Source organism: Pseudomonas sp. NPDC089428 (genome assembly GCF_044749325.1).
Taxonomy (GTDB): Bacteria; Pseudomonadota; Gammaproteobacteria; order Pseudomonadales; family Pseudomonadaceae; genus Aquipseudomonas.
In genome coordinates this window covers 1-2,402 of the sequence record NZ_JBIVHT010000035.1, presented here as the reverse complement: position 1 = coordinate 2,402, position 2,402 = coordinate 1, and the positions used below count along the sequence as shown (strand labels likewise).

Sequence of the window (2,402 nt, the reverse complement as noted above, 5' to 3'; positions counted from 1 at the left end):
GACTGTGGGAGCGGGCTTGCCCCGCGAAGCGCCGCGCGGGCGGCGCTCGATCTCCCAGGCGCTGAAAATCCCCCGCCGAACACCTCGCAGCCATCACCCCAACCGCGGCAACCTGATCGCCACGCTCAAGCCCCCCGCCTCGCCCGCCTTCGCGCTGATACTGCCCTGGTGCAGCCCGATGGCGCGGCGGGCGATGGCCAGGCCCAGGCCGAAACCATCGGCGCCGCTTTGCCCGCCTCGATCGAACGGCTCGAAGATGCTCTGCAGGCGAGCCGGTTCCACGCCCGGCCCGTGGTCGACGATATGCACCTGCAACTGCTCCCCGCCGCCCACCAGCACCGCCTCGACACGCACCTCGCTGCCCGGCGCGGTATAGCGCACTGCATTGCGAATCACGTTCTCGAAGGCGCGGTACAGCAACTCCTCATGGCCACGGGTGACGAAGGTGCCAGCGCCCAGCAAGCTGACCTGCGCCTGCTTCATGCCCGCCTCGAAACGGGCATCCTCGACGATCTGCGCCAGCACCTCGACGGCATCCAGCTCCCCCTGCTCGCTTTGGCCTTGCTGCGACTGCACCCGCGCCAGGGTCAGCAATTGCTCGATCAGGTCATCCATGCGCCGGGATTCGCGCTCGATACGCCCGAGCATCTCTTCCCGTTCGGGCTGCTGACGTAGCAGCCCGATGGCCACATGCAGACGGGTCAGCGGCGAGCGCAATTCGTGGGAGATGTCGTGCAGCAACTGCTGCTGTGCTTCGACAAGCGCCTTGAGCTGCCCGGCCATGCGGTCGCAGTCTTCGGCCAGCTCGACGATTTCGTCGCGCCGACGCCCCAGGCGCGGGCGCACACGCACGTCGAAGCGGCCCTGGGCAACCTGGCCCATGGCCTCGCGCAGCCAGGTCAGTGGCCGGGTCAGGTACAGGCTGCAGAGCAAGGCGAACACTGCACTCATCAGCGTACCGGTCAGCAACGGGCCCATGCCCCGTGGGGGCGGCGCTTCATCCAGACGGGTGGCCACCGAAGCCCGCAGCACCAGGGCCTGGCCACCCTCGTCGAGCAGCGCCCGCTCGAAGCGCGGCGTGTCCACTGCGCGCCCGGCCAGCAAGTGGCCGGTGCCGTCATACAGGCCAACTTGCACATCTGGCGGCTGCGGCGATACCTGCAGGTACTGACGACCGGCCTGCTCGCCATAGCGGTGCAGCAGGTTCAGTTCCGTTGCCAGCATCGACCGCAACCCAGGGGTGTCCCCGCGCAGGTCGTTAAGCATGAAGGCCCCGGCACCGACCAGGAAGGTCAGGCTGTTGGCCAGCCAGAAAGCCAGGAACAGCTTCCAGAACAGGCGCCGGCGCATCATTCGACGATCAGCATGTAACCCATGCCCCGCACACTCTGGATCCAGCTGCTGCCATCATCGCGCGGGCCAAGCTTCTGGCGAATGCTGCTGATATGCACGTCGATGCGCCGGTCATAACGGGTCAATGGCCGGCCCAGGGCGTTCAACGACAGGTCCTGTTTGCTGACCAGCTGGCCAGCCTGGCGGGCCAGGGCTTCGAGCAGGCTGAACTCGGTACCGGTCAGGTCCAGCGGTATCGGCCCCCACTGCGCCTTGCGCCGCCCAGGCCACAGGGTCAGCGCACCGCGGCCGATGGACTCGGCGCCCTGGCTTTCGGCCAGCATCTGCGGATGCACCCGGCGCAGGATCGCCCGCAGGCGCGCCACCAGTTCACCCGGTGAGCTGGGCTTGGGCACATAGTCGTCGGCGCCCAGTTCCAGGCCGGCGATACGGTCGACGTTGTCACCCCGTGCGGTCAACAGCAGCACCGGCACCTGGCTGCGCGCTCGAATGCGCCGCAACACTTCGATGCCCGAGATGCCTGGCAGCATCACGTCCAGCACCACCAGGCGGTAAAGCCCGCTCAAGGCGCGGGCCTCGCCCTCCTCGCCGGTGGCCACGGCAGTGGCCTGGAAACCCTCGCGGGCCAGGTACAGGGCGAGCATTTCGGTCAGTTCGCGGTCGTCGTCGACCAGCAGTACGGGGATCATGATGGATAACGTGCCAGGTTCTGCAAAAACGCCATGATCGCCCCGTCCTAACGCAGCGTGGGCGAACTTTACACATCTTTACCCTCGGTTAACCGCGCCGAACACAGCCCGCCCGTATGCTCAACGCCCGCTTCCCGGCAGCCCCGTGCTGCTCTTCTACGCCCGCCTGGAACCCTCGATGAACTACCCGCGACTGTTGCTCTCCATCCTGCTGCTCAATGCCTCCATGGCCCAGGCCGCGTCGTTCAGGATCGCCGACATCCGCGTCAACGGCCTGCAGCGGGTATCCGCCGGCAGCGTGTTCGGCGCCTTGCCGCTCAACGTCGGTGACCAGGCTGACGACCGCCGCCTGGTGGAGTC

2 protein-coding genes and 1 pseudogene are annotated in these 2,402 nt (G+C 67.4%); 1 reads left to right on the top strand and 2 read right to left on the bottom strand.

What is annotated here, in order from left to right; all coding sequences use genetic code 11:
• Nucleotides 1-93: 93 nt before the first annotated feature.
• Nucleotides 94-1,353: an ATP-binding protein gene (locus ACIPZ5_RS27710; RefSeq protein WP_400811805.1), complete on the bottom strand. Its 1,260-nt coding sequence runs from the start codon at nucleotides 1,351-1,353 to the stop codon at nucleotides 94-96.
• On the bottom strand, nucleotides 1,350-2,042 hold the full coding sequence (locus ACIPZ5_RS27705; RefSeq protein WP_261944034.1) for a response regulator transcription factor: 693 nt from the start codon (nucleotides 2,040-2,042) through the stop codon (nucleotides 1,350-1,352). Before ACIPZ5_RS27705 ends, ACIPZ5_RS27710 begins: the two co-directional genes overlap by 4 nt.
• 178 nt (nucleotides 2,043-2,220) lie before the next feature.
• On the opposite strand from ACIPZ5_RS27705, the pseudogene ACIPZ5_RS27700 reads away from it, so the two are divergent.
• Nucleotides 2,221-2,402, top strand: a pseudogene (locus tag ACIPZ5_RS27700) (outer membrane assembly protein); the annotation flags it as partial.